Below are 25997 nucleotides of genomic sequence, written 5' to 3' on the forward strand. Positions count from 1 at the left end.
TCACGTGCAGGTTGGTGGTTCTCGTCATAAGATCCCCTTCGGATCTGAGGGGGAAGCGCTTCATGAGACGGTTGTTGACGGTGCTGGCGGCGTTGGCGCTGGTGGCGGTGTGCTCGGCGACGGCGAGCGGCGCGGCGCGCAGTTGGTCGACGCCGATCGGCGTGATCGCGCCCAACCCGTTGGGAATCGGGCACTACTGCTCGGCCAGCGTGGTCGCCAGCCCGCGGCACAACGTGGTGCTGACCGCCGCGCACTGCGTGTGGGACACCGACCCTGCCCGGACGGCGGTGTGGTTCCTGCCGGCCTTCAACAACGGCGCCGCCAGCAACACCTACGGCCGCTGGCGGGTCGTGAAGATCATCGTGCCGCCGCAGTACATCCAGTGGCGCAGCACCCATCCCGCCCCGGCGGGGGAGGATCGCACCAATCCGTACGATTACGCCTTTCTGATCGTCGACGGCGACGTCCAGGGCCGCACCGGCGCCCTGACCCCGGTGATCGACGCTCACGACACCCCGGCCACCGTCGCCGGCTACAACGCCGTCGGCGGCAGCCTCTCCTCGTGTCGTGGCACCGCCAACCGCTGGGCGTATCAAGGCCAGACGTACCTGAAGGTCGACTGCCCGTCGGTCAGCATGGGCGACGGCACCAGCGGCGGGCCGTTCATCCCGACCGGCACCGACCGCGTGATCGGCGTGATGGGCGGCTACCAGGAGGGCGGCCCGACGCCGTACGTCGACTACAGCTCCCTGTTCCGGGCCGAGTTCACCGCCGCCTACGACCAGGCGAAGCATGGCTGACGACCCCTTCGCCCAGCTGGCCGACAAGTTCGCCGACGATGCCTACGCCTCGGTGAAGGGGTATGTGCGCACTTATGTGCTGCACCACCAGCTTCTGGAGCATCTGCCGCCGTCGGGGACCGTGCTGGACGTCGGTGGGGGAGCCGGGCACCAGTCGTTTCCGTTGGCCGAGGCCGGTTATGACGTGACGGTGCTGGATCCCTCCGAGGCGATGCTGGCCAAAGCCCGGCAGCGGTGGGAAAAGCTGTCGCCGGCGGCCCAGCGGCGGGTGAGCTTCATGCCGGCCGACGGTGTGCGGGCTTCGGACGCCGTCGGCGGTCGGCGCTTCGATGCCGTGCTGTGTCACGGAGTTCTCGGCTACCTCGACGATCCGACGCCGCTGGTCGACCAGCTGTGCCGGTGTGTCGACACCGGCGGCATCGTCTCGATCATGACCGCCAACGCTCATGCGATGGCCGTGCAACCGGCCATGGAGCAGCGCTGGGCCGATGCCCTGGCGGCGTTCGATTCCCGCACCGGCATCGGTGTGCTCGGCGTGCGGGGAAGAGCCGACACCGTCGAGGAAATCGGCTCCCTCCTGCGCGCTCGGGGCGTGGATCCCGTGCAGTGGTACGGAGTCTGGCTGTTCATCGACTGGCTCGGCTTCGGCGGCGTCGAGGTGGACCTTGGTGACCGCGAGCAGGTCGCCGCCGTCGAACTCGAGGCCGCCCGGCGCGATCCCTACCGTCAGCTCAGCCGCGTCTTCCATCTTGTAGGCCGGCGAGCCTGACCCTGCTCAGCAGCGGCTGCCCCAGCAGCAGACCGATCAGCACCAGCGCGATGCCCGCCACCTGCTGCCCGGTCAGGCCGTCGCCCGCGACCAGCGTGCCGAGCAGCACGCCGGTCACCGGGTTGAGCAGCCCGATCAGCCCCACGGTGCCGGCCGGCAGGTGCTTGAGGCCGGCGAACCAGGCCGCGAAGGCGAGCGCCGTCGCCACGACCGTGACGTAGCCGAAGCCGAGGGCCGCGTTGAAGGTGAGCGCCGGCGGCGCGCCCTCGACCAACACTGCGGCCGGCAGGAGCAGCAGGCCGCCCCAGGTCAGCTGCCATGACGTCGAGGCCAGCACATCGACCTCGCCGGCCCAGCGCTTGGCCAGGATGTAGCCCGTCGAGGACAGCAGCATCGCCGCGATCGAGGCCAGCACGCCGATCAGGTCCACCCGCACCGCCGCCGTCAGCAGCATCAGGGCCGCCCCGCCGATGCCTATCACCGCGCCGACCAGCGCCGGCGTGCCCGGCCGCTCGGCGTTGACCAGCCAGGCCAACAGCATCAGCACCACCGGCGAGGTCGCCATGATCATCGACGCCAGGCTGGTCGGCAGGGCCTGCGCCGCCACGTAGACCAGGGTGAAGAAGACGCTGGTGTTCAGCAGGCCCAGCACCAGCGACTTCCACCACCAGCTGCCCTTCGGCGTCCGGCGGGCCACCGCGAGCAGGATCAGGCCCGCCGGCAGCGCCCGCAGCACCGCCCCGTACAGGGGATAGCCGGCCGGCAGCTGCTCGTGGGTCACGAAGTAGTTCGTCCCCCAGGCCACGGGGGCGATCGCCGTCACCAGGCTCCACTTCACAGTAGCTTCCACGGAAGCTACTTTATACCTTCCGTGGAAGCTATTATGGCGGTGTGACCGAACCGACGGAGCCGTTGGACCACGTCGCCCGCATCCAGGCCGAGTGGCGGCGGGAGCGCCCCGACCTGGACGTGTCCCCGCAGGGCGTGATCGGCCGCCTGCACCGGGTCGGTGTGCTGCTGTCCGACCAGCTGGATGCCGTCTACCAGCGCTTCGGGCTGTCCGAGGGCGAGTTCGACGTGCTGGCCGCGCTGCGCCGCGCCGGGGACCCGTTCGAACGCGCCCCCGGCGAGCTCGCCGCGTTCACCATGGTCACCACCGGCGCCATGACCAAGCGCCTCGACCGTCTCGAAGCGGCCGGCCTGGTCACCCGCCGGCCCAGCGCTGTCGACGGCCGGGGCCGGGTCGTCGCCCTCACCCCGGCCGGCCGCGCCCTCATCGACGAGGCGTTCGCCGCCCACATGCGCAACGAACGCCGCATGCTGGCCGACCTCTCGGCCGACGAGGCGGCGAAGCTGGAGGAACTGCTCACGACCTGGCTCGCCCGCCTGGAACCCCCGAGGTGATTCCCCGGGGCAGATCTGTCAATTCCGTAATCATCGGCTTCGGGGAATTCCATCGTCTGGAGCACGCCGCCGCCGCGCGCGCCGTCGTAGGGTTCGGGAATGATTGTCCCGGCGAGGGAAAGGGTGCATGCATAACCGGCCGCCACCGCGCAATATTTGACATTTGACGGTGCAATTGACTCGCTCGATAGGAGTTCGATCAACGATGTTCAAGTCTGGTCGGGTCACGGCGCGGCGTTCCGCGCTGGCCCTGCTGGCCGTGGCCGCGCTCACGGCGACCGCCGCGGCCACCGCGTCGGCAGCACCCGTGAGCTCGGCGGCGGCGCCCCACAAGACCGGGCCGATCTCCGTGGCCTACGTCGAGGTGAACAGCAACAGCATGGTCAACGTGGGCAAGTACACGCTGGCCAACGGCGGCGGCAACGTCTTCGACATCGGCGTCATCTTCGCGGCCAACATCAACTACAACACGACGACCAAGTCGGCCTACCTGTACTTCAATCCGCAGGTGCAGAGCGTGCTGGACAACGCGGCCACGCAGATCCGGCCGTTGCAGGCCAAGGGCATCAAGGTGATGCTGTCGATTCTCGGCAACCATCAGGGCGCCGGCTTCGCCAACTTCCCGACCCAGGCCGCCGCGGCCGCGTTCGCCAAGCAGCTGTCCGACGCCGTGGCCACGTACGGCCTGGACGGCATCGACTTCGACGACGAGTACGCCGAGTACGGCAACAACGGCACTGCTCAGCCCAATGCCAGTTCCTTCGTGCAGCTGGTGACCGCCCTGCGGGCCAACATGCCCAGCAAGCTGATTTCGCTCTACAACATCGGCCCCGCCGCTTCCCGGACCGTCTACAACGGCGTCGACGTCGGGCCGAAGTTCAACTACGCCTGGAACCCGTACTACGGCACCTGGGGCGTGCCCAGCATCAACCTGCCCAAGTCGGGCCTGTCGCCGGCCGCCATCGAGATCAACGGCACCTCCACCACCACCGCCGCCAGCCTGGCCCGCCAGACCGTGTCCGGCGGCTATGGCGTGTTCCTGACCTACAACCTGGGTGCGGGCGACCAGCACTCGTACATCTCCAGCTTCACCAACCCCCTCTACGGCGCGAATTCGGTCTACACCCCGTGACGCCGGCCTCCAGCGGACTGGACCTCCAGTCCGCTGGAGGTTGCAGAGTAGGGGTATGGCCGTCACGAGCGCGAAACGCAACAGTCCACTGTGGGCGCCCGACCGCCGCGCCGCCACTGTCGGGCTCCTGCTGCTCGTGACCTTGGCCGCTTTCGAGGCCATGGGCGTCAGCACCGCGATTCCCACCCTGGTGCGGGATCTGCGCGGAGAGGCCCTCTATGCCTGGGTGTTCACCATGATGCTGGCCACCCAGGTCGTCGGCAATGTCGTGTCCGGCCGGGTTTCCGACCGCCGTGGCCCCGCCCCCATGCTCGTCCTGGGTCCTGTGCTGTTCGCCTTGGGTCTGGTCGTCGCCGGCACCGCCGGCTCCATGACCCAGCTCCTGATCGGCCGCGCCCTCCAGGGTTTCGGCGGCGGCGCCCAGATCGTCGCCCTGTACGTGATGATCGCCATGGTCTTCCCCGACCGCGATCAGCCCGCCGTTTTCGGCGCTCTGGCCGCCGGCTGGGTTGTGCCGTCCATGATCGGCCCCACCGCCGCCGGCCTGCTCACCCAGTACTTGAGCTGGCGCTGGATCTTCCTGGGCTTGGCCCCTCTGGTCCTCCTCGGCTGGGTCCTCATTCTGGCGGTGCTGCGCCGCCTTCCCCCTTTCGAGCCCCAGCCGAGCTCGCCTCATCGCGGCCTGACTCCCGCCGCCATCGCCGCCGCCGTAGGCTTGGCCGCCCTGAGCTGGGCCGGCGATCACCGTGACCTCGTAGGCATTCTCGTCGCCTTGGCCGGCTTCGCCGCTCTGCTGCCCGCCGTGCTTGTGCTGCTCCCCAGGGGCACTCTGCTTTTCCGCCGTGGCCTTCCCAGCGTTGTCCTGGCCCGTGGCCTCATGTCCGCCGCCTTCATCGGCAGCGAGGCGTTTCTTCCCCTTGTGCTGCAACAGGTCCATGGCCTCACCCCCGCCGTCGCCGGCGTTCCCCTGACCTTCGCCGCCGTAGGCTGGTGGCTCGGCTCCTGGTGGCAGGCCCGCTTCCCCGACGTCAGCCGGGCCCTCGTGATGCGCTGGGGCTTCCTGATCATCATGTTCGCCCTGGCCCTGGTCACCTTGGTCGCCCCTTCTTGGGGTCCCGCCTGGCTCGCCGCCCCCGCGTGGGCCATTTCCGGCCTGGGCATGGGCCTCGCCACCGCCTGCACCTCCGTCCTGGTGCTGCGGCTCTCCCCGCCTTCGGACCGTGGCTTCAACTCGTCGGCCCTCCAGCTTTCGGACCTGATCGGCCAGTCCGTCTCCATCTGCCTCGGCGGCGTCCTGGTCGCCCTGCTGGGCCCCACCGCCGGTTGGGCCCCGCTCAACCTCCTCCTCATCGCCGTATGCCTCCTCGGCGCGTGGCCCATCAGCCGCCGCGCCTAACCCCGTCCCTGAACTCCGGCAGCCCGTTGCTGATCTTCACCTTCCAGTCGCTATGGTGAATCAGCCTGTGGCAGGCGCTGCACAGCAACACCAGATTGTCCAGGCTGGTCGGCCCCCCGTCAGCCCATTCCACCACATGATGCGCGTGGCATTGCCGGGGTTTCCTTCCACATCCCGGAAACGCGCACCCCTTGTCTCGGATGATCAGTGCTCTCCGTATCGCGTTGGGGATCGTCCGGCTGGCCCGTCCGATGTCGAGGACTTCGGACCTGGCTCCCAGCACCACCCGGAAGATTGTGCTGTCGCAGGCGATCCGCCGAACGGAGGCGGCGTTGAGCGGCCCCATGCCTTCCAGATCGGCCGTCCCGCGCTGCTGCTGGAAGTCCTTGAGGGACATGGTGAGGGCGATGTGCGGCTTCTCCCCGCCCTCCTCGGGCAGGTCCTTGCAGCCGGCCGCCAGTTCGAGGATCTCCACCAGCGCGTCGCCTTGCCGTTGTGGGGTGGTGCGGGTGTCGTCGGCCGAGGTCGGTTTGGCCAGGCCGCTGACGAGGGTCTCCAGTAGCGCGGTGCTTTCCAGGTCGAGGAAGCCGTCGATCTTCGCGCCGTTGTGGCGTTTGCGGATGTTCAGCTCTCGGGTGGGCTGGGCCAACTCCGGGTCGTCGGGGGCTTTGCCGTCCTGGTCGAGCAGCAGCAGGATCCGGTGGGCGGCGTCCTTGAACTGGCCGAGGTCGAGGGTCGCCACGTGTTCTACCAGCGCTGCCTCAACACGATCCCGGTCGGGCTCGGGCGCTTCAGCCAGCGTCTTGTCCATGATGGCCAGATGCTGCCTGCTGAGCTGCTCTTCCTGCGCCACGTCCCGAACGGCATCGCGTTGGAACAGTTCCGCAAAGCGGACCAGTTCCCGAGCCTCACCTCGGGTGATGTTCCACCCCAGGGCCAGATCCGCCACGATCGCGGCCCGGTCATCCTTGGTGCGGCTGGTGCGGTTCCACCATTCCCGCACGACCTCGATCTGTTCCAGGTAGTCGGCCTTACGCCGCTCCTCCAGCCACTTCCCACGTTCCCGCAGCCCCCCGTCGCTCAGCCGCCACCTCTCGGTGTCGACCGACATTTCCGGGTTCGCTGACATACCCCCATCTTACCACCCATTCGACACCAATCTCCTTGCCAGACAAGGATTACCCGATCGTGCCCACCCTGAAGATTCCTTCAGGAAAGCGCTTTCCAACCTAGCAACGCGCCCACCCTCCAAGCGGCAAGCAAACAACCAAAGCCAGACCCCTCCCACGTCCCAAGCCCTCTGTAAACCGCACCACCCACCCACCTGGCACCGCGCTACGAACCTCATCCACCCGCCTGACTCGCGACAACCCGCCTGACGAACCCCATCCACCCACCCGACTCGCGACAACTGGCCCTGGCAGGGAAGGGTGTTGATGGTGTGGGAGAGCCACAGAAGAGGAGGCCGAGAGAGAAGGGCAGTGCTTGGCGGGCGTGGTGGTAGGGAGAGCGGGAGAGGGGGATGTCTGGACCGGAAGGGCAGTGCTTGGCGGGAAGTCAAGGGTGTGGCCGGTCGGGCGGTGGTAGGGAGAGCGGGAGGGGGATGTCCGGAACAGAAGGACCGTTAGAGGAGGTGATAGGCGCAGCGGGTAGAAGAGCGGGATGCCCACGAAGGAAGGCCGGTGGTGGCGAGGAGAAAGGGCATAGCCGGGCGGATTTGGTGATGGGAAAGAGAACCGCCATCACTCCGCAATCACTCCGCCATCACTCCGCCATCACGAACACCACGCGGCTGCCGCTGGGAGTCTCGCGATTCCAGGCCTGCTCAACGTCGGCCAACGGCACGTTCACCGTGTCGACGTGCAAGCCGGTGTGGGGCAGGGCTTCCAGCAGCTCCCGGTGGGCTTCGTGCAGGTCCGCGTCAGACACCGACCCCTGGCCGCTTCCGCTAATAACCAGGTTGGTCTTGCGCAGCGCCGCGCCCGGCAAAGTGATGGTGGCCCCGGCCATCGCCCCGACGTGAACCCACCGAACCGCCCGGGAGGAATCCGACCGCGACGACCCGATCGCGGCCAACGCCGCCTCGGCCGGCGGCCCCCAGAGATAATCCACCACCACGTCCACATCTGCGGCGACAGCAAGACCATCTTCCGATAGCGCGACGACCTCGTCGGCCCCAAGAGACAGCAGCTCCGACAGGACGGCGGTGTTGCGCCCGGCGGCGATGACCCGCGCGGCGCCGAGGTGTTTGGCCAGTTGCACGGCGGCTTGGCCGGCGTTGCCGGTGGCGCCAAGCACGAGCACTGTCTCACCGGGACGGAGGGAGGCCCGCTGGGTGAGAGCAACCCACGCCGACATCGCGGGGTTCATGACGGCGGCAACTTGCTCTGACGCAACGCCCGGGGGTACGGGGATCAAGCGATCGGCGGGCACGGCGACGCGCTGAGCGAGGGTGCCGTGCGGAGCGTCCAGTCCGGACACGAAAACCCGGTCCCCAGAGGCGGTACGGCCGACGCCGTCGAAGCCGGGCACCAGGGGCAGGGTGTCCTCGCTGGTGTAGTGGGTGCCGGCGGCGCCGGACCGCATGCGGCGGTGCAGTCCGACGGCCAGCATGTCGACGAGGACCTCGCCGGGGCGGGGTTGGGGGTCGGGGATCTCCTGGTAGGTGGGTAGCTTGCCGAACTCGGTGACGACGGCGGCGAACATCGACGGCTCCTCGATACGTGTCACAAACTGTTGGGGACACAAACTAAGGTAGCGTGTGTCTCCAACGGGCGCGACCGGGAGTGACGCGATGAACAAGCCGGCGACGACGCTGGGTGTGGTGGACGGCCTGGTGCAGCTGTCCTTCCTGATGCAGCGGGTGCTGGGCGAGGCCTGCGCCGAGCACGACCTGTCGATTCCGCAGGCCCGGATGTTAGGGGTGCTGCGCGACCGCGAGCCGGGCATGCTGGAGCTGGCAGGCCTGCTCAACGTGGACAAATCGAGCGCCACGGGGCTGGTGGACCGGGCGGAGAAGCGGGGACTGGTACGGCGGGTGGTGCCGCAGCACAACCGCCGCGCGGTCCTGGTTTCCCTTACGCCGCAAGGACAACGCCTCGCCCATGCCATCGCCGACGAGGTCGGCCGGGCGGTCGGGCGGCTGACCGATCAGCTCTCGGCCCGCGACCGCGCCCAGCTGGACCGGCTGATCACCGGGATCGTTCAGTTCGACGCGGTTCGGCCGGACACGGCGAAGTAGTGGTCCTCCTCCAGGTCGGCCAGCAGCCCGGGGTGCTCGGGCTTCCAGTCCAGCAGTTGCCGGGTGCGGGCGCTGGAGGTGGGGTTGTCGATGCCGACGAGCATGGTGAGCCACCCGAAGTGGGCGGCGGCGTCCTCGGCGGGGATGCTGGCGGTCGGCACGCCCAGGCGCCGGCCGATGACCTCGGCGATCTGACGGAGCGGCACGCCTTCGTCGTCGACGGCGTGCAGCCGGGAGCCGGCGGGGGCGTGCTCCACGGCCAGCCGGTAGAGGCGACCGACGTCGAGGGTGTGGGCGGCGGGCCAGCGGTTGGCGCCGTCGCCGACGTAGCCGGAGACGCCCTTGGCTCGGGCGAGGGCGATCAGGCCTGGGATGAAGCCCTCGGTGTCGAGCGAGCTGTGCACGGTCGGCGGCAGCCGGAGCACCGACGTGCGGATGCCCTGGGCGGCGAGTTCGATGGTCAGGTTCTCGGTGTCGATGCGGTAGCCCCCGGGCAGCACGTCGTCCTCGGTGCCGGTGTGTCCGAGGTCGACGCGGCCGAGCATGGCGGTGCCGGAGGTGCCGACCAGCGGCTTGCCGGTGCCGGCGAGGGCGTCGGCGATGGCCCGCGTGGCGGCGAGGTCGGCCGTGGCCGCGGCCTCCAGGTCGCCGGCGACCATGGCGTCGTGCTTGAAGGCGAGGTGGATGACGCCGTCGGCGTCGGCGGACGCGTCGTGCAGGACGTCGAGGGTGTCCAGGTCGCCGCGGCGCACCTCGACGCCGCGGGCGGCCAGCGCCGCGGCCGAGGCGTCCGAGCGGGCCAGGCCCACGACCTGGTGGCCGGCGGCTTGCAGGTCGGGGACGACGGCCTTGCCGACGTGGCCGCTGGCTCCGGTGACAAAAACTCGCATGGCTGGTTCCTCCTGTGATGACACCTGGTGTCATCGCCACGGTAGCACTCCATGACACCGGGTGTCATCACGTAGGCTGTGCACGTGAGTCGATGGGAGCCCGATGCGCGGCGGCGGCTGGAACGGGCCTCGCTGGAGCTGTTCGCGGAACGGGGCTACGACACCACCACGGTGGCCGAGATCGCCGAGCGGGCCGGGCTGACCAAGCGGACCTTCTTCCGGCACTTCGCCGACAAACGCGAGGTTCTGTTCGGCGGGCAGGAGATTCTCAGTGGCCTGTTCACCGAGGCCATCGCCGACGCCCCGGCGTCGGCCGCCCCGCTGGAGATCCTGAACGACGCCCTCGTCGCCATCGCCCCGGTCTTCGCCCTCGACCGGCTCGATCTGGTGCTACGCCGCCAGGCGATCATCGCCGCCCACGCCGATCTCCAGGAACGCGAGCTGCACAAGGCCGCCACGCTCAAGGCCGTCATGGTCGAGGGCTTCCGGGCGCGCGGCCTGTCCGACCTGGCCGCCGGCGTCGCCGCCGAACTCGGCCAGCTCGCCTTCCGCACCGCCTTCTTCCGCTGGGTGTCCGCCGCCGGCCGGGAATTCACCGACATCGCCGCCGAGACCCTGGCCGACCTGAGGACCGCCGCCACGCAGGTGGTGCGCTGACAAAAGCGAGCGGTATTCCGGGTGGGAAAGAGTGGTCAAAAGTGTCCCGCTTGCGAATCGGAGGGGCAATACGGCTGGTGAAGGCCGTTTACCCGCTGATATACACCAGCCATGTCTGATGTGGTGGTGCGGACCAGGTTCGGGGAAGTGCGCGGTCAGCGGTCGGACGACGTGGCCAGGTTCCTCGGCATTCCCTATGCCACGGCTGAGCGGTTCGGGGCCCCGATGCCGGTCGCGCCGTGGGACGGTGTGCGGGACGCCCTGGACTTCGGCCCGACCGCTCCCGGCGCCGAGCTGCTGCCGCCGATCTACGGCACGTCCCCGAAGATCCCCGGCGACGACTGCCTCAACCTCAACGTGTGGACGCCGTCGACGACGGGCGAGCGGCCGGTGCTGGTGTGGATCCACGGCGGCGCCAACACCATGGGCTCCTCGGCGCAGCCGGTGTTCGACGGGACGGCGTTCGCCCGTGACGGCGTGGTGCTGGTGTCGATCAACTACCGGCTCGGCGTCGAGGGCTTCGGTCAGCTGCCCGACGCCGTGCCCAACCGGGGCCGACGCGACCAGATCGCCGCGCTGGAATGGGTGCGGGACAACATCTCCGCCTTCGGCGGCGATCCCGCGCACGTCACCGTCGCCGGCATCTCGGCCGGGGCCGGCGCGGTGCTGGCGCTGCTGTCGCTGGGCACCGGCCTGTTCCGCCGGGCCGTGATCCAGAGCGGGCTGCTGCACGGCGCGCACGACGCTGCCGACGCCGCCCTGGTCACCGCCGAGGTCGCCCGCCGCGCCGGTGTCGAACCGACCGCCGAGGGCCTGCGGGCCGTCGACCGGGACAAGCTCGCCGCCCTGGCCGTCACCGTCGACGGCGAGGTGGGTTCGAACCCGGATCCCGCGTTGTGGGGCCCCAGTGTGGCGGCCACCGGCATGGGTTTCAGCACGGTGATCGACGGCTCCCTGGTGACCGCGGATCCGTGGCAGCGCGTGCTCGACGGCGTCGGCCAGGACGTGGACGTGCTGATCGGCACCGCCTCCGACGAGCTGCTGCTGATGCTGCCCGGCGATCCCGACCAGGCCGCGATGCTCACCCAGGCGATGTTCCGCGGGCCCGTCCGGGATTTCGCCGAAACCCGGCCCGGACGGACTTTCGTCTACGAATTCGCCTGGCCTTCCTCGCTGCCCGGCGCGGGCGCCGCCCACGCCCTGGACGTCTCCTTTGTGTTCGACGCCATCGGCATCACCCCGCTCGAGGGCGACGATCCGCCCCAGAAACTGGCCGACACCATGCACCGGGCCTGGGTCGACTTCGTCACGACCGGGAATCCGGGCTGGCCGGCGCACCCGGCGGAAATGCGTTTCGAATAACCCCGCGCTCGCGCGACCCGATCACGGCCGCCCCGGCGACCACCGCCAAGCCGAGGGCGGCGACCCCGGACCAGTCCGGGTAGGTCAGGCCGAACCCGTGGTCCAGGCTGACCGCGCCGGGGCCGATCAGCGCGACGCTGACCACCCCGGCCAGCAGCATCAGCTCGTGCTCGCACCCGTGCTTGCGCGAGTCGAGGCCGTTCTTGGCATGCAGGGCAAGGACGTTGACCAGCGTGCCGGCGATCATCGCGACGGCCAGGGGAGTGGCCAGGCCGGTCCCGAGCAGGACGGCGCCCGCGGTCTCGGTCACCCCGGCGACCAGGGCCATCGTGCGCGGCGGCCGGAATCCCTGGCTGCGGAAGAAGGCCTCGGCCCGGTCGAGGCCGCCGCCGTCGAACCAGCCGAACAGCTTCTGCGTGCCGTGGAAACCCATGGTGGCGGCCAGCACCAGCCGCAGCACGAGCTGCCCGGTGTCGACCGCGGTCATCGGGGGTCCAGCGCCGGCAGCACCTCGGCCAGGAACAGGTCCAGCGACCGCCCGGACTCGGCCGGGGTCATGAAGCCGAAGTTGAACAGCAGCGACATGTGCCGCACGCCCACGTCGGCGAAGCTGCGCAGGCCCTTCTGCACGGTGTCGGGGCTGCCGACGATCATCGCCTTGTCCAGGAACTCCTGGGGGTTCTGCGGGGACACGCCGACAACGCTCTTCAAGTGCTTGGCGTCCTTGATGTCGCCGGTCATGGAGAAGTTCTTCCGTTGGTGCGAGGCCATTTCCTCCATCCGCTCCAGCGCGAAGGCCATGGCCTCCTCGTCGGTGTCACGGATGATCACCTGCTTCTGCACCAGGCTCCAGTCCAGCAGCCGGTCGATCGAGGCCTGGTCGTGGCCGCTCTCGGCCAGGGTGCGGGTGTAGAGGGCCAGGCGGTCGGCCATGGCGTCGGCGGTCTCGCGCGCCGTGAACAGGTACCAGCCCTTGCGGGCGGTCCAGACCACGCCCTCGTCGTTCTGCGTCGCCCGGGCGAACCGCGGCCCGCCGGGGGTGTAGGCGGCCGGCATGATCCGGGTGCGCAGCGAGCCGTGCTCGAAGGCCGTCTCCCACTCGTAGGGCGGATCGGACGGCTGCTTGGCCAGCGCCCGCTCCAGCACGTCGAGGTTGTGCAGCATCTGCTCGTGCCGCACCGACGGGTCGCGGCCCAGCCCGGCGTACTCGACCGGCGAGCCGCCGGCGGCGAAGGCGACGATCAGCCGGCCCTTGGTCAGCACGTCGAGCAGGTTGCACTCCTGGGCCAGCCGCAGCGGGTTGTGCAGCGGCGGCACCGCGCAGGCCAGCAGGAACATCGTCTCCGCGGGCACCTGGGGCGCGAGGTTGGCGGCCAGCAGGAAGTTGCTGCCGTACGTGTTGTAGCCGGAGAAGTGGTGCTCGGTGAGGGCGATCCCGCGCACGCCGGCCTCGGTGGCCCGCAGGGCCTGCTCGATGGTCGTGTCGATGATCGCCACGTCCTCCTCGGGACCGCGGGTCTGCGGGTTGAGATAGATCGAGAAATGCACGGGTCCGCACCTCCAGTTAAACCGGTTGCACAACTAGTATCAGCGGTCGCTGCGCCGGTCAACGCAACGTTCGCTGACGGTTGGCGTCACGAGTGTTAACGGGAACGGGGCAGAGTTGACACTGCTTGATTAAATCGGTTGCATTGAGCGACACGGCACGTCCCCGCAGCTCGGAGGCAAGGTTCATGTCGACATCAGCCAAGCCCGGCCCGGTGCTGGCCGTCCTGATCGGCGCGGTGCTGGTCTACACCGCCCTGGAGACGATGCTCACCCCCGCCCTGCCGACCATCCAGCACGGCATCGGGGCCACCACGGCCGAGGTCGCCTGGGTGCTGACCGGCGTCCTGCTGGCCGGGGCGGTGTGCACGCCGCTGGTCGGACGGCTGGCCGATCTGCACGACAAGCGGCCGATCCTGCTGGGCGTCCTGCTCACGGTGTGCCTCGGGGCCCTGGTGTCGGCGGTCTCGCCGTCGATCGTCGGGCTCGCGGCGGGCCAGGTGTTGCAGGGGGCGGGGCTGAGCCTGGTGCCGCTGGCCCTGGGCATCCTCCGGCACACGCAGTCGCCCGAGCGGGTCAAGAAGGCCAGCGGCATGCTGGTCGGCGCGTCCGCGTTCAGCGTCGGCCTGGGGCTGGCCGGGACCGGCCTGATCGTCGGCTCGCTGCCGTACAACTGGCTGTTCTGGTTTCCGCTGATGCTGCTCGTGGTGATCACGGTGGTCGCGTGGCGCATCGTGCCGCCGTGCCCGCCGGCCAAGCAGGGCACGGTCGACTGGCTCGGCGCGGCCACCCTGTCGGCCGGTCTCTTCGCGCTGCTGTTCGGCATCTCCCAGGCCCCGTACTGGGGTTGGTCCTCGCTCGGCTTCGTCGCCCTGGTGATCACCGCCGCGGTGCTGCTGGCCGTGTTCGTCGCCGTCGAGCTGCGGACCCCGGAGCCGCTGGTCGACCTGCACCTGGGCGGCCGCGCGGTGCTGGTGGCGTGCGTGATGGCCGGCGTCCTCGGCTACACCACCACCGCCAGCTTCCTGATGATCCCGATTCTCGCCAGCGCCCCCGTGAGCACCGGCTACGGCCTCGGCGCGGCCGCCGGCGCGATCGGCGCGATCCTCATTCCCGGCACCGTGCTCGGCGCGGTCGCCGCTGCCTTCGTGCCACGCCTGGAACGCCTCGTCGGGGCCAAGACGGTCATGATCGTGGCCGCCGCGGCCACCCTCACCTCCACCGTGCTGCTGCTCATGGCCAGCGGGAACGGCGTGCTGCTGGCCGTTTCCGCCACCGTCGCCGGCCTGGGCATCGGGCTCGGCATGACGCAGGCGATGAACCTCGTGGTGGTGTCCGTGCCCGAGGAACGCATCGCCAGCGTCAGCGGCCTGGGCTGGGTGCTGCGCAGCGTCGGCGGCACGATCGGCGGGCAGCTCAGCGGCAGCCTGCTGGCCGGCAGCGCCGTGCCGCCGTGGTCCGCGTTCACCACCGCGATGTGGCTGGACGCCGCCGTCGCCGTCGTGGCCGTCGTGGGCGGGATCGCGCTGCGCAGCCGCCGAATCGCCGTCGAACCTGGTCCGAGCCTGCGCCGAGCCTGACGGAACGCGTGTCCACTGTGGACGGTCGCGACGCGGCCGGGGTGGGGTCCCCCAGTTTGTCGGTGGGTACCTGTACCGTCTCGGGCGGCCGACGGCCTGACAAAAAGCCCCGGCGGTGCGGGAACACCGGCCGGGGCAGCGGACACACCGAAGGGATCAAAGCGTGTCTGTCGACAATCCTACGGGCCCAGCGAGCGGTGCGAACGGCACGGCACGCCCCGGACCAGGTGATTTCACCGGCATGGAGCACACCGCGCCGCTCGACATCGTCGATCTGGAGAACACGCCGCGCCGGTTACGGCCGCCGCTGCCGGTGACAACAGCCGACGTGCCGACCATCGGACGGCGCGAGGACAACGACCCGGTGGCCAAGCTGGCCGCCGAGATCCGCCGGGCCGAGCAGGAGCGGGAGCTGCTGGCCAATCCGGCCTGGCTGGACGTGCTGTCGCCGGCCGAGCGCGAGGCCGAGCGGGCCGTGGCCGAGAAGATCCGGGCCGCCGAGCGGGCCGAGCGCACCGAGGCCGGCCTGGCCAAGGTGTCGCGGGACCGCCGGGGCCGCAAGCACGGCGACCGGCTGGCGCTGATCACCGAGAAGCTCGACCAGTGGAAGGCCGAGGCGCTGGCCAAGCGCGACCGGCTGCTGGACCCGTCGACCCGGCTGGCCGAGCTGCACCGGGCCCACCGGGTCAGCACGATCGTGCTGCGGGTGCTCATGCTGGTCGGCATCGGCTGGACCAGCGTGGGCGTGCACGACGCCCTGATGGGCCCGAACAGCGCCGCCTGGCCGGCCACGCACTGGCTGGCCTACGGGGTGGAGCCACTGTTCAGCGGTCTGCTGCTGCTCACCATGAACTGGCACGCCCAGGGCGCGCGCTGGGGCCGTCCCTTCCCGGGCGGCGGCCGGGCCCGCATCGGCGTGATCGCCTTCGAGGTCGGCCTGCTGGCCGCGGTCATCCTGATCAACATCTCGCCGGTCGTGCCCGTGCTGGGCACTTGGCACAACACTGAGACCTTCTGGGCCCGCTTCCTGCCGCCGCTGCTGATCGCCGCCACCGTGGTGATGCAGGTGGTCATCGCCGGCTTCGTGGCCAAGCTGATGATCTCCGCGCTGGTCGAGGGCAAGGCCACCACCCGGCTGAGCGCCGACGAGGTGTCCGTGGCGCGGCTGGTCCGGCAGATCCCCAAGGACCTGGAGGCCGGCGTGCTGACCGCCTCCGCGGAGAGCGGCTACGGCCTGCCGTCGGCCAGCGCCGTGGCCAAGTGGTACGGGGTCGGCAAGCCGAGGGCCGGCGCCGCCGTGGACTTCCTGGAGATCATGCACGGGCGCGAGTAGCCGTGACCGCGTTCGGGGAGTGGACGACCGCGGAGGGCCTTCCGGCGTTCGACTACCGAGCCGGACCCGTGGTGTGGGACCGGATCCTCGATCCGGTGTGCGACCGGCACTGGGTGCACGTCGGCAACCGGCGGATCACGCTCGTGGCCGACAGCGACGGGCGCAGCGGAGTGTGGGACGAGCACACGGGCTGCCGCTGGCTGGCCGAGCACACGGGCGTGAGTCACCTGGGGGAGCTGTCGACCGACGGCGTGCTGTTCGGGCCGACGTTCTCCCGGACGACGGCGGCCGGCGACGGAGTGCGGCTGGTGCGTACGGTGTTGTGCCCGGAGGGGGAGGCCCCGTGGCTCCTGATCCGGGTCGACGTCGTCAGCTCGAAGGCGTTGCGGGCCAGGCTGATCGAGCAGTGGTCGGTGCGGCCACGGGTGGTCAGCCTGGAGTTCGGTCCCTTGGCGGAGATCGAGCCGAGCGACGGGCCGCCGGTCGTGTTGGAACGGGTCGGCGGCGAGCGGGCGGTGACCGAGTCCGGGCCGCTGTCGGTGTCGGCGGACGTCGATCTGCCGCCCGGCGGCCGGGGGACGTACTGGTTCCGGTTCGGCGTGGACGACAGGTCGGAGCTGGCCGACCCGTTGGCGTTGTACGAGGCAAGCCTGGCCGCGCTGAGGGAAAGGCTGCCGTCGGCGTCGGCCGAACGGGCCCCGGAGGCGGCTGCCGAGCTGCCCTGGCACGCGGCCTTGCTCACCGGGGGCGCGTGCGTGGACGGCGTGCTCGGCGGTCACACCCTCGACCAGGGGTCGGCGTACTCGTTCCGGCACGGCTTCAACGGCGCGGCCCGGGATCCGTTGCAGCACGCGCTTGCGCTGGTCTATCTCGAACCGGATCTCGCGCTTTCCGTGCTGCGCAACACATGTTCGTGGGGCAGCCCCGACGGCGACCTGCCGTATGCGCTGGACGGCCGCAAACAGCCGTGGACCACGGTTTTCCGGCCGTCGGACCAGAACCTGTGGGCGCTGTGGCTGGCCGCCGAGTACGCGGCCGCCACCGGCGACCTCGCGGCGTTCGCCGATTCCGTCGCCTACCACCCCGTGCACGGGGCCGAGCCGGTGTCGCTGGCCGAGCATCTCCGCCGCCAGTTCCGGTTCTTCGTCGACGAGGTCGGCCTCGGCGAGCACGGGCACGTGCGGATCCTCAACGCGGACTGGAACGACCTGGCCATCCGTGAGTCCGGAGTGGACAGTGAGTTGATGGCCGAGCGCGGCGAGTCCGTGCTCAACTCGGCGATGGCGGCCTGGGTGCTGCCGGTGTACGCCGGCCTGGCCGAGCGGCTCGGCGATCCGATCACCGCCGCGGCCGCGCGCACGTACGCCGAGCAGCTTCGCCGACGGGTGGCCGGCGAGTGGAACGGCCGCTGGTTCCGCCGGGCCTACGGCCCCGGCGCCGTGGTCGGCGAGGATGCCCTGTGGCTGGAGGTCCAGCCGTGGGCGATCCTTTGCGGCGCAGCGTCTTCCGAGCAGGCGCGGGCCCTGCTGGCCACGATCGACCAGACCTGTAGAACGGGCTCACCCCTCGGCGCCCGCATCCGCCGGCCGGGCCCGATCTGGCTCTCCATCAACATGACCCTGATCTGGGCCGCTGCCCGCCACGATCCGGACCTGGCGTGGGACGAGTGGCGGCGGATGACCCTGCGCGCGCATTCCACCGCCTATCCCGACATCTGGTCCGGCGTGCTGTCCGGCCCCGACTCCTACCTGGAGCCGGAGAGCGCTCGTCCCGGCCAGACCTGGGTGATTCCCGACCTCGGCGCGGCCATGCAGGCCTATCCGGTCGCCAACCTGCACAGTCACTCCCAGCCCCTGCTCGGCTACCTTCGGCTGCTCGGCGTCGAACCCACCGCCGACGGCCGATTGCGCTGCGGCGGCGGTGGTTTGTTCGCCAGCCGCACACTGACCGTCCGCCCGGACGGCTCCGGGCGGCTGTCCACGCTCGGCGACGTCGAGGTCGTGCACCTCGGCGGCCGCACCGGATGGGCCCGCGGCGAGCTGGCCTGGACTGGGACATCCGGGTAACGCCGAGGGAGTCGCCGGGCGAGATTGATGGCCCTTAGGGCAGTGCCGCTGGGTCGGCGGCGGGCCGCCTGGCAGCATGGGACGCCATCGCGGTCGACACGAGGGCGAGGCACGACGTGATCAACTGGGATCGGTGCGGGGAGGTGGTCATCTGCGTGCTCGCCCCGTGGCAGATTCGGTGGATGCGCGAGGCCATCGCCGACCACCGCGACGCCCACCACGGCGACGAGGCCATCCACGCGCTGGTCGGGTCGCTGCTGTCCGACCTGCCGGAGCGGGACAACGTGATGGTGTTCCGCAACGAGGAACACCGCATCGCCTGGGCCTGGCTGCTGGACGCGCTGCGCTCGGCCGCCGACGACCGGCGGGCCGACGTCGAGGACTGGTCCTGGCTGTTCGAGCTGATCGACCTCCTGCTCACCGCCGCCGACCGCCCGGTGGCCGGATTCCCGGACGACCCCGCCGGCTGAGACCCGGGGAAAGCGGTCGCCCTTGCGTCCCGTTGGCACGAGGCGAGGGTGCTGGCGGCAGCCCCTTCGGCCACAAGGCCGCCGCCAGCGTCTGAATCACCGGGCTGCCGCCGGCGCCATGACCTCGTCCATGCCCCCGTTCTCGCGCCAGTTCCGCAGCAGGGCGTGGAAGGCGACCGTGCCCTTGCCGTAGCCCGCGCGAACACGGGGCTGCCCCTCGTTGTTGTAGTAGCCGGGGGTGCATTCGGCGTGGAACCGGTACAGGGCCTCGGCGTTCTCGCCGAGGGCGGTCTGCCAGGCGTCCACGGCGGCGGTGCTGGGCTCGATGAACCGAGCGCCGCGCTTCTCGGCCTCGCCGATCACCTCGGCGATGTGGACGGCCTGCTCGTCGAGGACGTGCACGAAGTTCACGGAGGGGGCGTTCTGGATGCCGCCCATGAGGAACAGGTTGGGGAAGCCGTCGCTGTAGAAGCCGTGCAGGGTCCGAGGGCCGGAACTCCAGTGCGAGTGCAGTGTGCCGTCGCGGCCGTGCACGGGCAGCTTGCCGGTCAGCACGTCGGACTGGCCGACGCTGAAGCCGGTGGCGAAGATGACACAGTCCACTTCGTACTCACGGTCGCCGACCACGAGGCCGCCGGGGGTGATCCGGTCCACGCCGCCGTGATCGGCGGTGTCGACCAGGGTCACGTTGGGGCGGTTGAAGGTCTGAAGGTACTCGTCGCTGAAGGTGGGCCGCTTGCACAGGTAGCGGTACCACGGTTCGAGCAGCGCGGCGGTGGCCGGATCCCGCACGATGTCGGTGACGCGCGAGCGGATCTGGTTCATCTTCCGGAAGTCGGCGAGCTCGTCGAGCCGCCAGCGTTCCTCTTCGGACAGTGAGTCGCGGATGTCGACCGGCGTGAGGTTGCGCAGCATGTGGGCGCTGGAGGTCCAGCCGTCGGACACCAGGTCCTCGGACTCGGCCGGCCCGCCGGAGACGATGTTGAGGAAGTTGTCCCGACGGCGCCGCTGCCAGCCGGGCGTCAGGGAGGCGGCCCACTCCGGATCGGTGGGACGATTGCCGCGTACGTCCACAGTGGACGGTGTGCGCTGGAAGACGTGCAACTGCCGGGCGTGACGGCCGAGATGCGGCACCACCTGGATCGCGGTCGCCCCGGTGCCGATCAGGGCGACCCGCTTGTCGGCCAACCGGTCCAGCCCGCCGTCGGCGGTGCCGCCGGTGTAGTCGTAGTCCCAGCGGCTGGTGTGGAAGGTGTGCCCCCGGAACGTCTCGATGCCGGGAATGCCCGGCAGCTTGGGCCGGTCCAGGGTGCCGTTGGAGACCACGACATGGCGGGCCCGGATCCGGTCGCCGCGGTCGGTAGACACGACCCACGCGTCCTCGTCCCAGCGCAGTTCGGTGACGCCGGTCTGGAAGCAGGCGTCCCGGTACAGGTCGAAGTGCCGGCCGATGGCCCGGGCGTGCTGGCGGATCTCCTCGCCGGGCGAGTACTTCCACGCCGGCACGTAGCCGAGTTCCTCCAGCAGCGGCAGGTAGACGTACGACTCGATGTCGCAGTGGACGCCGGGATAGCGGTTCCAGTACCAGGTGCCGCCGAAGTCCCCGGCCTTGTCGATCACCCGGATGCGCTCCACGCCGACCTGCCGCAGCCGGGCCGCGGCCAGCAGCCCGCCGAAGCCGCCGCCGATGACCACGGCGTCCACGGTGTCCTGCAACGGTTCCCGCGTGTAGTCGGGGTCGGCGTGCGGATCGGCGGCGTAGTCGTCGCCGGGCCGGTACTGGGTCGCGCCGTCGGGGCGGATGCGGCGGTCCCGCTCGTTCCGGTACTTGGCGCGCAGGACGTCCGGATTGAACCCCAGTTCAGTGGACAAGACGATGTCCTTCCCTTGCATGGCAGAAGTTAGATGGCGGCCCAGCCGTTGTCGACGGGCAGCACGACGCCGCTGATGTTGGACGCGGCGTCGGAGGCCAGAAAGACGATGGCCGCGGCCTGCTCCTCCGGCTCGGCCATGCGGCCGACGCCGTGCCGCTGGTGCGGGCCGACGACCCGGGGGCCGTGCGCCTCGGGATCGAGGTCGACCCGGATGCCGGTGCGGGTGCCGCCGGGGGCGATGGCGTTGGCCCGGATGCCGGCGTCGCGGTACATGATCGCGACGGACTTGGTCAGCCCGACCAGGCCGTGCTTGGCCGTGGTGTACGCGGTGCCGGCGGCCCCGCCACGTAGCCCGGCCGCGGAGATGGTGAAGACGATGGATCCCTTGCCCTTGGCCAGCATCACCGGCAGGGCGGCCCGCGTGAGCAGGAACGGGGCGGTGAGGTCGACGGCCAGCACCCGCTGCCACTCGGCGTCGGTGACGTCCGCGGCGGCGCTCATCGAGTCGGCGATGCCGGCGTTGTTCACCAGCACGTCCAGGCCGCCGAAGGTGTCGACGGCGGTGGCGACCACCCGGTCGACCACGGCCTGATCGGTCAGGTCCCCGACCACGGCGACCGCCGTGCCGCCGTCCGAAATGATCTGCTTGACCACGGCGTCGGCGTTGTCGCCGTTGAGGTCGGCCACCACGACCTTCGCGCCGTCGGCGGCGAACCGGAGCGCGGCCGCCCGTCCGATGCCCGAACCCCCGCCGGTCACCACAACGCTCTGAGTCATGATCCCACGGTAGTGCTTTTTGGCACTGAACGCCATATAGTCCTTCAGTGACAGAAACTGGCCGCGCGGAGGTGCCATGACCGAGCAGACTCGGACCGGACGTCCGCCGCTCACTGAGCGGCGCAAGGCCGAGACCCGGCTGGAGGTGGCGCACGCGGCCGTGGAGCTGTACCTGGCCAAGGGACTCGCCAACACGACGGCCGACGAGATCGCCGCCGCGGTCGGCATCTCCACGCGCACGCTGTGGCGGTACTTCCCGACCAAGGAGAGCTTTGTCATGCCGCTGCTGGCCGGCGGGATCGAGAACGTCGCCGAGCGCCTGCGGTCCTGGGGCCGCGACCAGGGCCCGGCCGAGCTGGTGGAGTTGCTGTCGCCGCTGAGCCCGCTCCCCGACAGCAACTTCCCCACGGTCCGCGAGCTGCTGCGCCTGAGCCAGACCGAACCCGGACTGCGCGCGGTGTGGCTGGAGGCGCACCGAAACGCCGAGCCTGAGTTCGCGCGGGCACTGGCTGACCGGGCCGGGCTGAAGGAGCCCGACCTGACGTGCAGCGTGCAGGCCGGGATGATCAACGTCGCGTTGCGGGTCGCCGTGGAGCACTGCGCCTTTCACACCGACGCCACCGTGGCCACCTATCACAACTCGATACGAGCGGCCGTGACGGTCGCCGTGTCCGGATTCCCCGCGAGCAAGGAGTGACGATGTTCGAGAACGTCCGGGCGCTGGCCACGGGACTGCGGTTTCCGGAAGGCGCGTCGGTCGGCGCGGACGGCTCGGTGTTCGTGCCGGAGATCGAGGGACGCGCGCTGGTGCGGGTGCGTCCGGACGGCCGCAAGGCGACGGTGGCCAAGTTTTCCGGCGGCGCCAACGGTTGCGCGTTCGGCCCGGACGGCGCGATCTACGTCTGCGACAACGGCGGCTTGACCTTCACCGGCGATGACGGCGTCCGCTCGCCCATTGGTCTGGCCGAAGGCAACACCGGCGGCACGCTGTGGCGGGTCGACGTCGAGACCGGCGCGGTCGAGGCGGCGTTCACCGAATGCGACGGGGAACGCATCGGCGGTCTCAACGACATCGTCTTCGACACCAACGGGTTCTGCTACTTCGTGGACACAACCCGAGGCAGGCTCTACTACGCCGACCCGGTCGCCGGCGCCATCCGGGTCGCCGCCGGCGGCCTGCACATCCCCAACGGCGCCGGGCTCTCGCCCGACGGCTCACGGCTGTACGTCTCCGAGACCTACACCGGCCGGGTCCGCCGCTACGACGTCGTCGGCGACGGCGAGCTGGTCGAGCGGCCGGACCTCTACCAGCATGACGGCGAGCGGGACCAGAAGTGGGACGGCCTGGCGGTCGACGGGGCCGGCAACGTGTGCGTGGCCGATCTTCCGGGCTCGGGCGTTCGCGTGATCAGCCCGGACGGCGAGGTGCTCGGCGCGTTCGTCACACCGGTCGAGGACCCGTACGTCACCAATCTCTGCTTCGGCGGCGACACCGCCTACGTCAGCTCGGCCGGCCGCGGCATCGTGTACGAGGTCCCGTGGCCCTGGGGCGGCCGGCGGCTCAACTTCCAGCGGTAAGCGTTTTCATGGTGACGTAGCTGCTCACCGCGGCCACGCCGGGCAGGCTGGCCAGACGGTTGGCGTGGAAGTGCTCGTACGCCGGCAGATCGGCCACCTCGACCTGGAGCAGGTAGTCGTAGTTGCCGGTGACGTGATGGCTGTGCACGACCTCGGCCAGCTGGAGGACGGCCTGCTCGAAGGCCACCACGTCGGCGCGGGCGTGCCGGGCCAGCCGGACCCCGGCGAACACCCGCAGGCCCCGGCCGACCGCGGCCGGGTCGATGAGCGCCCGGTAGCCGCGGATCACCCCGGTCTCCTCCAGCCGGCGCACCCGCCGCAGGCACGGCGACGGCGAGAGGCCGACCCGGGCGGCGAGGTCGGCGTTGCTGATCCGGCCGTCCTGCTCCAGCACGGCCAGTATCGAGCGGTCCACGTCATCCACCTTGGCAGGATATTGCGCCGAGAGTTCCCCTACCACATGCGCAGCGCCGTTCGGGGTCGCTAGTTGCTGCCAAAGTTGCCGTGATCGGCGCTTTGCGGACCTCCGGTCGGCCAGTCTTGTGGCGTCAGCACAGCCACGGGAGGGTCACCATGACCGGCAGCAACACGGCCGCCGTCCACGCCGACCGCGACGTCCAGCCCAGCCACGCCGTGGCCCGGCCGATCTACCAGACGGCGACGTTCTGGGCCGAGGACGCGGACCAGTTCGCCAAGGCCGCGGTCGACCGGCGGGGCCAGGACTTCTACACCCGCTTCGGCAACCCGAACCACGCTCAGGTGGGGGCGGTCGTCGCGGCGCTGGAGCACACCGAGGCGGCCATGGTGACCGCCTCGGGCATGGCCGCGCTGACCACGGCCGTGCTGGGGCTGGTGTCGGCCGGCGATCACGTGATCGGGCAGCGGTCCACGTACGGCGGCACCGGCTCGGTCCTGCTGAACCTGTTGCCGCGCCTGGGAGTCACCACCACGCTGGTCGACCAGACCGACCCGGAGGCGTTCGCCAGGGCGTTGACGCCACGGACCCGGCTGATCCTGCTGGAGACGCCGAGCAACCCGCTGTTGCAGATCACCGACCTGGCCGCCGTCGCCGGCCTCGCCCGCGCGCACGGCGTGCTGACGTTGGCGGACAACACCTTTGCCACACCGCTGAACCAGCGGCCGGTCGACTTCGGCGTCGACCTGGTCTGGCACAGCGCGACCAAGTACCTCAACGGCCACTCCGACGTGTCGGCCGGGGTCATGGCCGGGCCGGCGGAGATCCTGGACAGGATCGCCGACACCGCGGTGCTGATCGGGGCCACGCTCGGCCCCATCGACTCGTGGCTGCTGCTGCGCGGCGTGCGCACCCTGCCGCTGCGCGTGGCCCAGCACAACGCCAACGGCCTAGCGTTGGCCGAGGCGTTGAGCCACCACCCGGCGGTGGCCCGCGTGTACTACCCCGGCCTGGCCAGCCACCCGCAGCATGCGTTGGCGTGCAGGCAGATGGCCGGCTTCGGTGGCGTGTTGGGCATCGAGCTGGCCGGCGGATACGACGCCGCCGACGAGTTCCTCGGCCGGCTGCGCTACAGCCGCCGGGCCGCCAGCCTCGGCGGCGTCGAGTCGCTGGCCGTGCACCCGGCGTCCATGTGGCGAGGGATGCTCGGCGCGGATCAGATTGCCGCGTCAGGGGTTGCGCTGGGCCTGGTCCGGCTGGCCGCCGGCACCGAGGACACCGAGGACCTGGTCGCCGACGCCGTCGCCGCCGCGGACAGCGTTCACCGCAACCACAAGGAAGAGGCCCGTACCGTATGAAGACCCTGATCACTGGCGGCAAGGTCGTCAGCATGGACCCGGCCGTCGGCGATCTCGCCCATGGCGACGTCCTGGTCACCGACGGCGTGATCACCGCCGTCGCCGAGCGGATCGACGCCCCGGACGCCGAAGTCATCGACGCCGTCGACCGCATCGTGCTGCCCGGGTTCGTCGACAACCATCGCCACACCTGGCAGACGGCGTTCCGCGGCATCGGCGCCGACTGGACGTTCGACGACTACGTCGTGGCCATGCACGGCACGCTCAAGCCCCAGTACCGGCCCGAGGACGTGTACCTGGGCAACCTGTTCGGCCGCCTGGAGGCCCTGCACTCCGGCGTGACCACGATGCTGGACTGGTTCCACGCCGCGCGGAGCCCCGAGCACGCCGACGCCGCCCTCGACGGCCTGCGGTCCGTGCCGGGCCGCTCGATCTTCTGCTACGGCGCGGGATATCGCACCACCGAAGTGATCGAAGCCGAGGTCCGCCGGGTCCGGGCCGGGGTGGCCGAGGACGGCCTGGTGACCATGGCCCTGGGCCTGCGCGGCCCTGGGGAGTCCACAATGGACGTGGTCGCCGGGGACATGAAGCTGGCGGCCGAGCTCGGCCTGCGGACCAGCGTTCACGTCGACGGCCTGTCGGGCGGCCGGCCGATCGCCGAGCTCCGCGAGCACGGGCTGCTGTGGGACACCACGACTTTCGTGCACGCCAACGGGATCAGCGACGACGAGCTGCGCATGGTGGCCGAGGCCGGCGGCTCGGTGTCGATCAGCCCCGACGTCGAGGCGAAGATGGGCTTCGGCTGGCCGGAGACCGGCCGGGTGCTGGCCGCCGGCCTGCGCCCCACGCTGTCGGCCGACGACGTCCCCTCGGCGGCCGGGGATCTGTTCTCCACCATGCGCACCGCCTTCGCCGCCCAGCGCGGCCTCGGCGGCGGCCTGAAGGCCAGAGACCTGCTGGAGTTCGTCACCGTCGACGCCGCCGCGTCGTGTGGGCTGGGCGCTGTGGCCGGCAGCCTGACTCCCGGCAAGGCGGCCGACATCGTCCTGCTGCGGGCCGACGACCCGACCGTCTTCCCGGTCACCGATCCCGTCGGCACCATCGTGTCCGCCGGCCACCCGGGCCTGGTCGACACCGTTCTGGTGCAAGGCCGCGTGGTCAAGCGGCACGGCGTGCTGCTCGGCGTGGACCTGCCGGCCCTGCGCGCCCGCCTCCTGGCCTCCCGCGACCACATCGCCACCGCCGCCGGCATCCCCGTAGACGGCACCTGGCGCCCCTGATTCAACGTCATGAAGGGCCCCATACTGACGTTCAACGTCAGTATGGGGCCCTTCATGACACAAAAAAGAG

Annotated in this window: 25 protein-coding genes; 16 read left to right on the top strand and 9 right to left on the bottom strand. The window is 70.5% G+C overall.

The features are described from left to right. The first annotated feature begins 62 nt into the window (after nt 1-62). Both ACIG5F_RS12420 and ACIG5F_RS12425 read left to right on the top strand, forming a co-directional pair. Nucleotides 63-800: a trypsin-like serine peptidase gene (locus ACIG5F_RS12420; RefSeq protein WP_396517705.1), complete on the top strand. Its 738-nt coding sequence runs from the start codon at nt 63-65 to the stop codon at nt 798-800. Then, complete coding sequence (locus ACIG5F_RS12425; protein ID WP_396517706.1) at nt 793-1569, top strand: class I SAM-dependent methyltransferase; 777 nt, start codon at nt 793-795, stop codon at nt 1567-1569. Before ACIG5F_RS12420 ends, ACIG5F_RS12425 begins: the two co-directional genes overlap by 8 nt. Here ACIG5F_RS12425 and ACIG5F_RS12430 read toward each other — a convergent pair. After that, the gene (locus tag ACIG5F_RS12430) at nt 1532-2419 is read right to left on the bottom strand and encodes an EamA family transporter (protein WP_396517707.1); all 888 of its coding nucleotides are present in this window, start codon (nt 2417-2419) and stop codon (nt 1532-1534) included. The two genes, ACIG5F_RS12425 and ACIG5F_RS12430, sit on opposite strands and share 38 nt — an antisense overlap. A gap of 41 nt (nt 2420-2460) precedes the next feature. On the opposite strand from ACIG5F_RS12430, the gene ACIG5F_RS12435 reads away from it, so the two are divergent. From ACIG5F_RS12435 to ACIG5F_RS12445, 3 genes are all read left to right on the top strand, one after another. Beyond that, a complete protein-coding gene (locus ACIG5F_RS12435) occupies nt 2461-2973 on the top strand; it encodes a MarR family winged helix-turn-helix transcriptional regulator (protein WP_396517708.1) in 513 nt (170 codons plus the stop codon). A 205-nt stretch (nt 2974-3178) separates the two neighbouring features. Beyond that, nucleotides 3179-4105, top strand: coding sequence for an endo-beta-N-acetylglucosaminidase H (locus ACIG5F_RS12440; protein WP_396517709.1), 927 nt, complete (start codon nt 3179-3181; stop codon nt 4103-4105). Beyond that, nucleotides 4029-5501, top strand: coding sequence for an MFS transporter (locus tag ACIG5F_RS12445; RefSeq protein WP_396517710.1), 1473 nt, complete (start codon nt 4029-4031; stop codon nt 5499-5501). The genes ACIG5F_RS12440 and ACIG5F_RS12445 overlap by 77 nt, the downstream gene beginning before the upstream one ends. Here the strand turns inward: ACIG5F_RS12445 and ACIG5F_RS12450 are convergent. Both ACIG5F_RS12450 and ACIG5F_RS12455 read right to left on the bottom strand, forming a co-directional pair. Next, a complete protein-coding gene (locus ACIG5F_RS12450) occupies nt 5485-6630 on the bottom strand; it encodes a DUF222 domain-containing protein (RefSeq protein WP_396517712.1) in 1146 nt (381 codons plus the stop codon). The genes ACIG5F_RS12445 and ACIG5F_RS12450 overlap by 17 nt on opposite strands. A gap of 635 nt (nt 6631-7265) precedes the next feature. Further along, complete coding sequence (locus ACIG5F_RS12455; protein ID WP_396517713.1) at nt 7266-8207, bottom strand: zinc-binding alcohol dehydrogenase family protein; 942 nt, start codon at nt 8205-8207, stop codon at nt 7266-7268. A gap of 88 nt (nt 8208-8295) precedes the next feature. Here ACIG5F_RS12455 and ACIG5F_RS12460 point away from each other — a divergent pair, with 88 nt between their 5' ends. Continuing rightward, nucleotides 8296-8742 carry a MarR family winged helix-turn-helix transcriptional regulator gene (locus tag ACIG5F_RS12460; RefSeq protein WP_396517714.1) on the top strand — a complete coding sequence of 149 codons (447 nt, stop codon included), beginning with the start codon at nt 8296-8298 and terminating at the stop codon, nt 8740-8742. On the opposite strand, the gene ACIG5F_RS12465 is transcribed toward ACIG5F_RS12460, so the two are convergent. Beyond that, complete coding sequence (locus tag ACIG5F_RS12465) at nt 8706-9632, bottom strand: SDR family oxidoreductase (RefSeq protein WP_396517716.1); 927 nt, start codon at nt 9630-9632, stop codon at nt 8706-8708. The genes ACIG5F_RS12460 and ACIG5F_RS12465 overlap by 37 nt on opposite strands. An 84-nt stretch (nt 9633-9716) precedes the next feature. Between ACIG5F_RS12465 and ACIG5F_RS12470 the strand changes: the two genes are divergently transcribed. Next, the gene (locus tag ACIG5F_RS12470; RefSeq protein ID WP_396517718.1) at nt 9717-10289 is read left to right on the top strand and encodes a helix-turn-helix domain-containing protein; all 573 of its coding nucleotides are present in this window, start codon (nt 9717-9719) and stop codon (nt 10287-10289) included. Nucleotides 10290-10400: 111 nt separating this feature from the next. Next, nucleotides 10401-11651 carry a carboxylesterase/lipase family protein gene (locus ACIG5F_RS12475; protein ID WP_396517719.1) on the top strand — a complete coding sequence of 417 codons (1251 nt, stop codon included), beginning with the start codon at nt 10401-10403 and terminating at the stop codon, nt 11649-11651. On the opposite strand, the gene ACIG5F_RS12480 is transcribed toward ACIG5F_RS12475, so the two are convergent. Next, entirely contained in the window at nt 11596-12138 is a 543-nt protein-coding gene (locus ACIG5F_RS12480) for a DoxX family protein (RefSeq protein ID WP_396517721.1), read from the bottom strand. The two genes, ACIG5F_RS12475 and ACIG5F_RS12480, sit on opposite strands and share 56 nt — an antisense overlap. Further along, entirely contained in the window at nt 12135-13199 is a 1065-nt protein-coding gene (locus ACIG5F_RS12485) for an LLM class flavin-dependent oxidoreductase (protein ID WP_396517722.1), read from the bottom strand. Before ACIG5F_RS12485 ends, ACIG5F_RS12480 begins: the two co-directional genes overlap by 4 nt. Nucleotides 13200-13384: 185 nt before the next feature. On the opposite strand from ACIG5F_RS12485, the gene ACIG5F_RS12490 reads away from it, so the two are divergent. The 4 genes from ACIG5F_RS12490 to ACIG5F_RS12505 all read left to right on the top strand — a co-directional run bounded on the left by ACIG5F_RS12490 (nt 13385) and on the right by ACIG5F_RS12505 (nt 18645). Beyond that, nucleotides 13385-14776, top strand: coding sequence for an MFS transporter (locus ACIG5F_RS12490; protein WP_396517723.1), 1392 nt, complete (start codon nt 13385-13387; stop codon nt 14774-14776). A gap of 241 nt (nt 14777-15017) precedes the next feature. Further along, the gene (locus tag ACIG5F_RS12495; protein WP_396517724.1) at nt 15018-16109 is read left to right on the top strand and encodes a hypothetical protein; all 1092 of its coding nucleotides are present in this window, start codon (nt 15018-15020) and stop codon (nt 16107-16109) included. Between the two features lie 2 nt (nt 16110-16111). Beyond that, entirely contained in the window at nt 16112-18175 is a 2064-nt protein-coding gene (locus ACIG5F_RS12500) for a GH36-type glycosyl hydrolase domain-containing protein (RefSeq protein ID WP_396517725.1), read from the top strand. Between the two features lie 116 nt (nt 18176-18291). Further along, complete coding sequence (locus ACIG5F_RS12505; RefSeq protein WP_396517726.1) at nt 18292-18645, top strand: hypothetical protein; 354 nt, start codon at nt 18292-18294, stop codon at nt 18643-18645. Nucleotides 18646-18741: 96 nt separating this feature from the next. On the opposite strand, the gene ACIG5F_RS12510 is transcribed toward ACIG5F_RS12505, so the two are convergent. Both ACIG5F_RS12510 and ACIG5F_RS12515 read right to left on the bottom strand, forming a co-directional pair. Next, the gene (locus ACIG5F_RS12510) at nt 18742-20517 is read right to left on the bottom strand and encodes a flavin-containing monooxygenase (protein ID WP_396517727.1); all 1776 of its coding nucleotides are present in this window, start codon (nt 20515-20517) and stop codon (nt 18742-18744) included. A 29-nt stretch (nt 20518-20546) separates the two neighbouring features. Next, on the bottom strand, nt 20547-21296 hold the full coding sequence (locus ACIG5F_RS12515) for an SDR family NAD(P)-dependent oxidoreductase (protein ID WP_396517728.1): 750 nt from the start codon (nt 21294-21296) through the stop codon (nt 20547-20549). A gap of 76 nt (nt 21297-21372) precedes the next feature. Between ACIG5F_RS12515 and ACIG5F_RS12520 the strand changes: the two genes are divergently transcribed. Further along, nucleotides 21373-21993, top strand: coding sequence for a TetR/AcrR family transcriptional regulator (locus ACIG5F_RS12520; protein WP_396517729.1), 621 nt, complete (start codon nt 21373-21375; stop codon nt 21991-21993). Nucleotides 21994-21995: 2 nt separating this feature from the next. Then, nucleotides 21996-22874 carry an SMP-30/gluconolactonase/LRE family protein gene (locus tag ACIG5F_RS12525; protein ID WP_396517730.1) on the top strand — a complete coding sequence of 293 codons (879 nt, stop codon included), beginning with the start codon at nt 21996-21998 and terminating at the stop codon, nt 22872-22874. On the opposite strand, the gene ACIG5F_RS12530 is transcribed toward ACIG5F_RS12525, so the two are convergent. After that, nucleotides 22858-23289, bottom strand: coding sequence for an Lrp/AsnC family transcriptional regulator (locus tag ACIG5F_RS12530; protein ID WP_396517731.1), 432 nt, complete (start codon nt 23287-23289; stop codon nt 22858-22860). The two genes, ACIG5F_RS12525 and ACIG5F_RS12530, sit on opposite strands and share 17 nt — an antisense overlap. Nucleotides 23290-23447: 158 nt before the next feature. On the opposite strand from ACIG5F_RS12530, the gene ACIG5F_RS12535 reads away from it, so the two are divergent. Together ACIG5F_RS12535 and ACIG5F_RS12540 are read left to right on the top strand one after the other, a co-directional pair. Continuing rightward, entirely contained in the window at nt 23448-24647 is a 1200-nt protein-coding gene (locus tag ACIG5F_RS12535) for a trans-sulfuration enzyme family protein (protein WP_396517732.1), read from the top strand. Beyond that, a complete protein-coding gene (locus tag ACIG5F_RS12540; protein ID WP_396517733.1) occupies nt 24644-25927 on the top strand; it encodes an amidohydrolase family protein in 1284 nt (427 codons plus the stop codon). The genes ACIG5F_RS12535 and ACIG5F_RS12540 overlap by 4 nt, the downstream gene beginning before the upstream one ends. The last annotated feature ends 70 nt before the right edge of the window (nt 25928-25997 follow it).

The organism is Kutzneria sp. NPDC052558 (assembly GCF_044547355.1).
Lineage (GTDB): Bacteria > Actinomycetota > Actinomycetes > Mycobacteriales > Pseudonocardiaceae > Kutzneria.

Excerpts from the sequence above, each read along its gene's own strand:
- ACIG5F_RS12420 (WP_396517705.1), top strand. The coding sequence starts at position 63 with ATGAGACGGTTGTTGACGGTGCTGGCGGCGTTGGCGCTGGTGGCGGTG.
- ACIG5F_RS12425 (WP_396517706.1), top strand. The coding sequence starts at position 793 with ATGGCTGACGACCCCTTCGCCCAGCTGGCCGACAAGTTCGCCGACGAT.
- ACIG5F_RS12440 (WP_396517709.1), top strand. The coding sequence starts at position 3,179 with ATGTTCAAGTCTGGTCGGGTCACGGCGCGGCGTTCCGCGCTGGCCCTG.
- ACIG5F_RS12450 (WP_396517712.1), bottom strand. The coding sequence starts at position 6,630 with ATGTCAGCGAACCCGGAAATGTCGGTCGACACCGAGAGGTGGCGGCTG.
- ACIG5F_RS12455 (WP_396517713.1), bottom strand. The coding sequence starts at position 8,207 with ATGTTCGCCGCCGTCGTCACCGAGTTCGGCAAGCTACCCACCTACCAG.
- ACIG5F_RS12460 (WP_396517714.1), top strand. The coding sequence starts at position 8,296 with ATGAACAAGCCGGCGACGACGCTGGGTGTGGTGGACGGCCTGGTGCAG.
- ACIG5F_RS12465 (WP_396517716.1), bottom strand. The coding sequence starts at position 9,632 with ATGCGAGTTTTTGTCACCGGAGCCAGCGGCCACGTCGGCAAGGCCGTC.
- ACIG5F_RS12475 (WP_396517719.1), top strand. The coding sequence starts at position 10,401 with ATGTCTGATGTGGTGGTGCGGACCAGGTTCGGGGAAGTGCGCGGTCAG.
- ACIG5F_RS12480 (WP_396517721.1), bottom strand. The coding sequence starts at position 12,138 with ATGACCGCGGTCGACACCGGGCAGCTCGTGCTGCGGCTGGTGCTGGCC.
- ACIG5F_RS12490 (WP_396517723.1), top strand. The coding sequence starts at position 13,385 with ATGTCGACATCAGCCAAGCCCGGCCCGGTGCTGGCCGTCCTGATCGGC.
- ACIG5F_RS12495 (WP_396517724.1), top strand. The coding sequence starts at position 15,018 with ATGGAGCACACCGCGCCGCTCGACATCGTCGATCTGGAGAACACGCCG.
- ACIG5F_RS12515 (WP_396517728.1), bottom strand. The coding sequence starts at position 21,296 with ATGACTCAGAGCGTTGTGGTGACCGGCGGGGGTTCGGGCATCGGACGG.
- ACIG5F_RS12520 (WP_396517729.1), top strand. The coding sequence starts at position 21,373 with ATGACCGAGCAGACTCGGACCGGACGTCCGCCGCTCACTGAGCGGCGC.
- ACIG5F_RS12525 (WP_396517730.1), top strand. The coding sequence starts at position 21,996 with ATGTTCGAGAACGTCCGGGCGCTGGCCACGGGACTGCGGTTTCCGGAA.
- ACIG5F_RS12535 (WP_396517732.1), top strand. The coding sequence starts at position 23,448 with ATGACCGGCAGCAACACGGCCGCCGTCCACGCCGACCGCGACGTCCAG.
- ACIG5F_RS12540 (WP_396517733.1), top strand. The coding sequence starts at position 24,644 with ATGAAGACCCTGATCACTGGCGGCAAGGTCGTCAGCATGGACCCGGCC.